The sequence below is a fragment of the Yoonia sp. genome, assembly GCF_042093035.1.
Taxonomy (GTDB): Bacteria; Pseudomonadota; Alphaproteobacteria; order Rhodobacterales; family Rhodobacteraceae; genus Yoonia.
The window spans coordinates 1-6,861 of sequence record NZ_JBELFI010000122.1 but is presented as its reverse complement, the minus strand read 5'-3'; the positions used below and the strand labels follow the sequence as shown (position 1 = coordinate 6,861).

Genomic DNA, 6,861 nt, shown 5'->3' with positions numbered 1-6,861 from the left:
TTGTTGACATGGACCCAACCGATGCAGCTGCTGCAATCGCTCAGGGTTCAATCGATATGTTCTGTGGCTGGGGCGGATCGCTTCGCCGCGCACTTGAGCACGGCAACGTTCTTCTGACAGGCGACGAAAAGACCGAGCTTGGTATCCTTGTGTTTGACGTAACATCAGGTCCAACTGGCTGGGTTTCCGAGAACAGCGACATGGTTGAAGCCTTCCTGAAGGTCACAGCAGACGCAAACCAGATGTGGAACGACGGCGGCGCAATGGCGCAGGCGACAATGCTTCCAGTCATCGCGATGGATGCTGGCATGGACGAAGCCTCAACCGCGGCGACAATGTCGACATTCACATTCCCATCAGTTGACGAGCAGCTAAGCGCAGCATGGTTGGGTGGCAACGCTCAGACATTCATGAAGGGTGTTGCGGACGTATTCGTTGCAGCAGGCTCGATTGATGGCGCGCTGGACAGCTATGCTGGTGCAGTGAACACTGGCCCACTTGCAGCAGCAGGCGGCATGTAAGACTTTCAGGCGGCGTATTTGCGCCGCCTGACGCTTTTTGCAGAACGCGACCAGCGGATGGGCGCGTTCTGCCCCTACATCCAAACATAAGGGGACATGCCAATGTCAGGTTTGGCCATCAAAAATATTTCTATGCGCTTTGATCTTCCCAACGGCGGATCGGTGCAGGCACTCAAGGATGTGTCGCTGGACCTTAAACAAGGCGAACTGATGTCGGTCCTCGGTCCCTCGGGCTGTGGTAAAACGACCCTGTTGAATATCGTTGCAGGTTTTCTTGCCCCAACCGAAGGGACGATTGAACTTGGCGCAGAGGTTGTGCGAGGCCCCGCCGCAGAACGCGGCATGGTGTTTCAGCAAGGTGCTCTTTTTGAGTGGATGTCTGTGCGCGAAAACGTCAGCTTCGGTCCCCGCATGAGCGGCCAACGCGCCGCCGAGTATACCGAGAATGTCGAACATCTTCTCGATGTCACGGGCCTCGGTGATTTCAAAGACAAGGCGATTTACGAATTGTCAGGTGGAATGCAGCAGCGCGTCGCGCTGGCCCGCTGCCTTGCCAACGACCCTGACGTTATCTTGATGGACGAACCCCTCGGTGCGCTTGACGCGCTGACCCGCGAAAAAATGCAGGGGCTTGTTCTGAAACTTTGGAAAGAGACCGGTAAGACAATTATCCTGATTACCCACTCGGTCGAAGAAGCCTTGCTTCTGGGCGAGCGTTTGTTGGTCATGGCGCCACGTCCGGGCCGCATTCACAAAGAATATCGTCTACCCTTTGCCGAGATGGGCGTGGGTGCCGACCTTCGTGAAGTGAAGAAACACGCAGACTATAACCCGACACGCGAAGAAATTCTTGGCATGATCTGGGATATGGAAGAAGAAATCATGGGTCGGGCGGAGGACGCGTAATGACTGCTCTTATCATTCTATTCGTTTACATAGCGATCTTCGTCGGTGCGTTTTTTGCCGTAAAATATCTGTTCAACCGGTCCATCCACGATTTCACATCGCTGAAAACCGTGACGTTCGGCGACGAAAGCGCGGTGCGTCCGAACCGGATCGCCAGCATTGTTTCGGTTGCGACGTTGTTCGTGATCTGGGGTGCCTTCACAGGGTCCGCCTGGCTTCCGGGATTTTTGCATGCGCCTGCGCCTTTTGTTGGGGAAACATCCTTTACCTACACGCTTGAAGACGCCAACGGTGCCACCGATGACGCCGAAGTTATTGTCCGCGTGCTGAGCTTTGGTGAAAAAACCGAAAAGTTTGACGTTGATCCCGGCGAGGGATTTGCCAAGAACGATTCAATCTCGATGACGGCATCACGTTCAACGACGCTCATCTTTGACAAGAACGATGAGGCGACCCGCAAAGACGGCGCTAAAATCGTCGCGATCAATGGTCAGGCAATCACCCAGGACGGCGCGATCACCGATTCCATTGGCCGCTATGCGTTGACCGACAAGGGGGCGATCAGCTTTACACCGCCAACCGGTTTGCAGATGGAGCCGATCTGGCTACCAGCACCCGAGGCTGTCGTGGATCGGGTCGTTCAGACCTTTAGCGAGGGCTATCGGGGCAGCTTCCTCTATGAACATCTCGGCATTTCGCTTTATCGCGTTGTGGTTGGTTTCTTGCTGGGTGCATTGGTTGGTATCCCGCTTGGCTATGCCATGGGTCTGTCGGATTGGTTCCGCGGATGGTTTGACCCGATCGTCGAATTCATGCGCCCAGTGCCACCGCTCGCGTTGATCCCGCTTGTCATTATTTGGGCGGGGATCGGTGAATCAGGCAAGCTGATATTGCTGTTCCTTGCGGCGCTCTGGATCATGGCGATCGCCGCGCGGGCAGGGGTGTCCGGGGTTGCGATCGCAAAGGTTCATGCGGCTTATTCGCTCGGGGCCAGCAAGTCTCAGATCATGCGCCATGTTATCGTGCCCAATTCATTGCCTGAAATATTCACCGGCGCGCGCGTCGCGATGGGCGTGTGTTGGGGCACTGTTGTTGCCGCAGAACTTGTTGCGGCTGAACAGGGCGCGGGCATGATGATTATGGTTGCCTCAAAATTCCAGCAAACCGACATCGTTTTGATGGGTATCATCCTGATCGGCGTTATTGGGTTTGGCATCGATATCCTGATGCGCATGGCTGAAAAATACCTCGTTCCTTGGAAGGGACGCGTTTAAAACCACATGGGGTAGCGGTCGCCGATTGGCGGCCGCTGCCCGTTTCTGGCCCTGCAAAAGTCCGCGCGGTGGCCAATCCGACCTCATCCAATCTGAAGGCCCTTTGGTCCCGTCAGCCTCTGCGCTAGGCCTGCGCCAAAAGCCACTTGCGCAGGGTTGCGACGACGGCAGCGTTACGTGGTTCACGCGGTGACACGACATAGTGCCCATTTGCCATCGCCGTTGAGAATGCAAACGGCTGGCAGAGCCGTTGGGCCTTTAAGTCTTCTTCGACAAACGCCGGATGCGCCAGCGCAACACCCTGACGGGCGATTGCCGCATCAATCGCAAGTGACGTCTGGCTGAATTTGATTGTCTTGATGTCTGTCAGCGGTTTCCCGTCCAGAAGTTTTTCAAGAAACAAAGGCCATTGGCCGTGGGTGTCTTCAAGCAGCACATGGTATTGCAAGTCCTGGGGCGACCGCATCGGGTTCGGCCCCGCTTGCAGCGAGGGGTGGCAGACTGCGATCAAGTCCGAAGGGAACAATTGCTCAGCAAGCAATCCAGGTCCAAACGGCGGGTTGCCCTGACGGATTGCAATATCGACCCCATCGCTCTGAAAATTCGACAGGGCATTTGACGCATCAAGGCGCAATCTGATTTCAGGATGGTCTCTTGCAAAATCGCCCAACCTTGGCACCAGCCATTTTGTGGCGAAAGAAGGTGTCGAGCTGATCGTGGCGACGGCATCCCGAGGCGCGAGGGTATCGCTTGCCTCGGCAATCATATCAAAGGCCCGCCCAATAGGGGGAAGATACCGCCTTCCGGCGTCGGTGAGCGCCAGACCGCGCGCCAGTCTTTGGAACAGCTTCACCCCTAAAAGCGACTCAAGCGCGCGGACGTGTTGGGCCACAGCGCCTTGAGTGACGCCCAGTTCTTCCGCCGCGAGCCTGAAGTTGAGGTGGCGTCCTGCGGCCTCAAAAGCCTTGAGCGCGTTTAATGGCGGCATATTGCGCATGGGTAGCCCCAATATAACTGTAGATTTTCTACAGTCATATGGCAGAAATACTGGTTGGTCAAACGACCGAATTCCAAGCAATGTGGTCGCAACTCAGAAGACTCAATTGCGGAGACAGACAATGGCTGACAAAAAAGTAGCGATCATCATGGGGGGCGGCAGCGGAATGGGTGCCGACAGCGCCCGACGGTTGGCGGCTGACGGCTTTAACGTCGCCATTTTGTCGTCCTCTGGTAAGGGCGAAGGGCTGGCGAATGAGCTTGGCGGAATCGGCATGACAGGTACCAATAAATCCAGCGACGACATGCAGAAACTTGTCGATGCCGTGATGGAAAAATGGGGCCGTGTGGATGTGCTTGTCAATTCTGCGGGGCACGGACCGCGTGCGCCCATCCTTGAGATCAGCGACGAAGATTGGCACGAGGGGATGGAGGTATACTTCCTCAACGCCGTTCGCGCGACGCGGATCGTTGCGCCGATCATGTTGGAGCAAAAATCGGGCACCGTTATCAACATCTCGACCTTCGCCGCGTTCGAACCCGATCCGGTGTTCCCGACATCCGGTGTCATGCGTGCCGGTCTTGCGGCGTATACCAAGCTCTTTGCCGACAAATACGCCGCGGACAATGTCCGCATGAACAACGTTTTGCCCGGCTTCATCGACAGCTTGCCCGAGAATCCGGATTTCATGGCGAAGATCCCAATGAACCGCTACGGCAGCTCTTACGGTGAAATCGCGGCGACCGTCGCGTTTCTGGCCTCGGAAGGCGGGGCATATATCACCGGTCAGAATATCCGCGTCGACGGCGGGATTACCCGCTCGGTTTGATCCGGCGACATTGCAAGGGAAAATGACATGAAGCCGACCTCAAAAGATTCCTCATGGACGATGAACCTGCCCGTGTTCTCGGCAAAGCCAAAGCACGACAGCTATGACGTCGTGATAATCGGCGGCGCAACCATGGGCGCGTGCACCGCGTGGTTTCTGGTCTCGAACCCCGACTTTAAGGGCAGGGTTCTGATCGTCGAACCGGACCCCACCTTTTCCAAAGCTCAGACTGGCGCATCGAACAATTGTATGCGGCAGCAATTCGCCAACCCGATCAACGTGAAGATCGGCCAATATGCGGCTGAATTTGTACGCAATTTTCGTGAAAACCTTGGCGGTGACCCACAGGTTCCGAACCTGAGCATACGCAACTTTGGCTATTTGTATCTGTCCGATAATCCCGCGTTGACCAAAGTGCTGGAACGCGACCAGTCGGTGCAGGCCGACTGCGGTGCGGGGACAGAAATGGTTACGGCGCAAGAAATTGCGTCCGAGTACCCCTTTTACAATCTTGATGACATCGAGGCCGGTAGTCTGAACACGGTTGATGAAGGTTATTACAACGCGCCGCTGATGGTCGAATGGCTCATAAAGAAGTCGATCGAAAACGGCGTTGACTATGTCCAGAACAAGGTGACTGGGATCACCCGTGAAGGCAACAAAGTGACCGGTATCACGCTGGAGACCGGTGAACAGATTGCAGCCGGGTCGATCGTCAACGCCTCGGGGACGCGCGCTGGACTCGTCGCCGATATGGCGGGACTTAAACTCGATATTCAGTCCAAGCGTCGCTACACGTTCATCTTCCGAGCCAAGGAACCGCTGCCGCGTGATCTGCCTTTGACGATCGATCCCACGGGCGTGCACTTCCGGCAGTTTGGTGATGATTATCTTGTCGGTTGCCCGCCTTTGGGCGAAGACGCGACGGTGGATGTTGAAGATTTCTCGGCCGAGGCCACGATTTGGGAAGACAAGGTTCATCCCATCATTGCCAACCGTATCCCTCAGTTCAAAGAGGTTGATGTGATTGACTATTGGATCGGTCACTACGATTTCAACACGTTCGACTATAATGTCGTGATTGGCCCCCACGACGAGGTTTCCAATTTCCACTTTACCAACGGGTCTTCCGGCCATGGGTCGCAACAAGGCCCAGCGGTCGGGCGCGGTGTCGCCGAACAAATTATTTATGGCGCATTCCGCTCGATGGATCTGACGCCATTTCTCTACGAACGGTTCGCCAAAGGTGAACGTGTGATCGAGCGCGCCGTTATTTGATAATCGCCAAAAGACCCTATCGCAGCGTCGCGGGGTTTTGGTCCAATGGGAAAAGGAAACCCCATGAGCTACAATGTAAAACTATCGGGTGTGATGCCGGCATTGGTGACCCCGTTTGATGCCAACGACAAGATCGACTTTAGCGCCTTTGCGGCTTTGCTGACGCATTTTCGCGATGCAGGGGTCACCGGTTGGGTGCCGAATGGATCGACGGGCGAGTATTTCTCGCAATCGACGCAAGAGAGGCGCGAGGTTCTGAAATTCGTCAAGGATTTCGCCAATGAAGACGAAGTTCTGATCGCTGGCACCAATGCCCCTGCAACCCGTGAAGTGATTGAGCAGACGATTATCGCCAAGGAAGAAGGCTATGACAACGTGCTGTTGGCGCCTCCTTTCTATACCCGGCCAACGCAGGACGAGCTTATCAAGCATTATGAAACCGTTCTGGCAGAAGTCGATGTGAATCTGGTGCTCTACTCCTATCCCGCCAAAGACGGGGCCGACATCAGTTTTGAACTGTTGGACCACTTCGCCGATAATCCTCGTGTCATCGGGATCAAGGAAAGCTCGGGTGTGCTGCAACGGGCGATCGAAATCGCGTCCCGCTATGAGGGCAAGATCCAACTGATTTCTGGGTCGGATGACATCGCTTTGGACTTTATGTTCTGGGGTGCAGAGTCTTGGATTTGCGGACCGTCGAACTTTTTGGCCAAAGCCTGTTGTGATCTGGATCGTGCCTTTAAGGCGGGCGAATTGGCCAAAGCCAAGGGCATCATGACAAAACTCTACCGCGCGATGAACATCCTAGAGAGCGGCAAATTCGTGCAAAAAATCAAATACGGGTGCCAGCTTCAAGGGCTTCCCGTTGGCGAATGCCGCGCACCGCTTGGTCCATTGACGGATGCTGAAAAGGCCGATTTAGAAGCAGCGCTTGCACCGATCCTGTCCATGTAATCAAAGACTTGCCGCGATATTGATATGTAGATTGAGCCAATGCGAATGACGCCTGTGCCCTCAAAATCAATTCTCGTCGTTGGCGCAGGCATCATCGGTGCG

General features: G+C 55.2%; 6 protein-coding genes and 1 pseudogene. 6 read left to right on the top strand and 1 reads right to left on the bottom strand.

Features of this window, described 5'->3' with window-relative positions; all coding sequences use genetic code 11:
• From ACFDSS_RS12620 to ACFDSS_RS12610, 3 genes and pseudogenes are all read left to right on the top strand, one after another.
• A pseudogene (locus ACFDSS_RS12620) lies at positions 1 to 521 on the top strand (taurine ABC transporter substrate-binding protein); the annotation flags it as partial.
• A 102-nt stretch (positions 522 to 623) separates the two neighbouring features.
• Entirely contained in the window at positions 624 to 1,427 is an 804-nt protein-coding gene (locus ACFDSS_RS12615) for an ABC transporter ATP-binding protein (protein WP_375256090.1), read from the top strand.
• Positions 1,427 to 2,701: an ABC transporter permease gene (locus ACFDSS_RS12610; protein WP_375256089.1), complete on the top strand. Its 1,275-nt coding sequence runs from the start codon at positions 1,427 to 1,429 to the stop codon at positions 2,699 to 2,701. Before ACFDSS_RS12615 ends, ACFDSS_RS12610 begins: the two co-directional genes overlap by 1 nt.
• Before the next feature lie 124 nt (positions 2,702 to 2,825).
• On the opposite strand, the gene ACFDSS_RS12605 is transcribed toward ACFDSS_RS12610, so the two are convergent.
• Complete coding sequence (locus tag ACFDSS_RS12605) at positions 2,826 to 3,698, bottom strand: LysR substrate-binding domain-containing protein (RefSeq protein WP_375256088.1); 873 nt, start codon at positions 3,696 to 3,698, stop codon at positions 2,826 to 2,828.
• A 121-nt stretch (positions 3,699 to 3,819) separates the two neighbouring features.
• Here ACFDSS_RS12605 and ACFDSS_RS12600 point away from each other — a divergent pair, with 121 nt between their 5' ends.
• The 3 genes from ACFDSS_RS12600 to ACFDSS_RS12590 all read left to right on the top strand — a co-directional run bounded on the left by ACFDSS_RS12600 (position 3,820) and on the right by ACFDSS_RS12590 (position 6,759).
• Entirely contained in the window at positions 3,820 to 4,527 is a 708-nt protein-coding gene (locus ACFDSS_RS12600; protein WP_375256087.1) for an SDR family oxidoreductase, read from the top strand.
• A 27-nt stretch (positions 4,528 to 4,554) separates the two neighbouring features.
• Positions 4,555 to 5,805, top strand: a complete 1,251-nt coding sequence (locus ACFDSS_RS12595) for an NAD(P)/FAD-dependent oxidoreductase (RefSeq protein WP_375256086.1) — start codon at positions 4,555 to 4,557, stop codon at positions 5,803 to 5,805.
• 63 nt (positions 5,806 to 5,868) lie between these two features.
• A complete protein-coding gene (locus ACFDSS_RS12590) occupies positions 5,869 to 6,759 on the top strand; it encodes a dihydrodipicolinate synthase family protein (protein WP_375256085.1) in 891 nt (296 codons plus the stop codon).
• Positions 6,760 to 6,861: the final 102 nt, after the last annotated feature.